The organism is Rothia sp. HMSC065C12, from assembly GCF_001812085.1.
Taxonomy (GTDB): domain Bacteria; phylum Actinomycetota; class Actinomycetes; order Actinomycetales; family Micrococcaceae; genus Rothia; species Rothia mucilaginosa.
The window spans coordinates 78,000-78,665 of record NZ_KV807678.1 but is presented as its reverse complement, the minus strand read 5'-3'; the positions used below and the strand labels follow the sequence as shown (position 1 = coordinate 78,665).

Below are 666 nucleotides of genomic sequence, written 5' to 3'. Positions count from 1 at the left end.
GTCTTCATTCTTCGCCCCACGAGGTGCCCCGCGCCACTCCGATACCCAGCGCCACCCAGCGAGCGCCCGCGCGCTCAGCCTGTCGTTGCTGCTGGGTTTGAGCCCGCTTGTCGGCGTCACGCCGGCGGCACTCGCAACACCGACCAAGGCGGCACCTGAGCAGCAGGCACAACCGGCACAGGCGACCCCCGCCTCCCCCGCTGTAGCTTTGAACCAGCGCCAGACAGAAAACCAGCAGAATCCTGCAGCTCAGGGCGAGCAGACCAGTTCGCTACCGACTTTGCGTGTCACCAGTGGCACGTTAAAAATTGAGGCTGGCGGCACGGTGCATGTTGAGGGCACCGGCTTCACTCCCGAGTTCTTGGCGCATCACGAACTGCGTAGCCTCACAATCGCGCCGAAGGGCTCTTCGACCTACGCCAACCCCTACCAAAAGGTCGATCACCGCGGCCTCGTCTTTGACGCCCCGAAACCGACTGCCGACGGCAGTTTCAGTGCCGATCTGACGGTTCCGGCGAATAGCCTCCCGGCAAACCTGGAATACGAGGTCATTCTCACCTACCGCCCCGTAGACGATGCGCACCCTTACGCGTGGAACACTGAGGACCGCGTCCGTACGGCGCTACCGGTGGAATTCAACCTCCCGAAGGCGGCGCTCCCCTCCAT

General features: G+C 63.7%; 1 pseudogene. It reads left to right on the top strand.

Going from position 1 to position 666, the window contains the following annotated elements:
• A pseudogene (locus HMPREF2836_RS09430) lies at window positions 1–666 on the top strand (siroheme synthase); the annotation flags it as partial.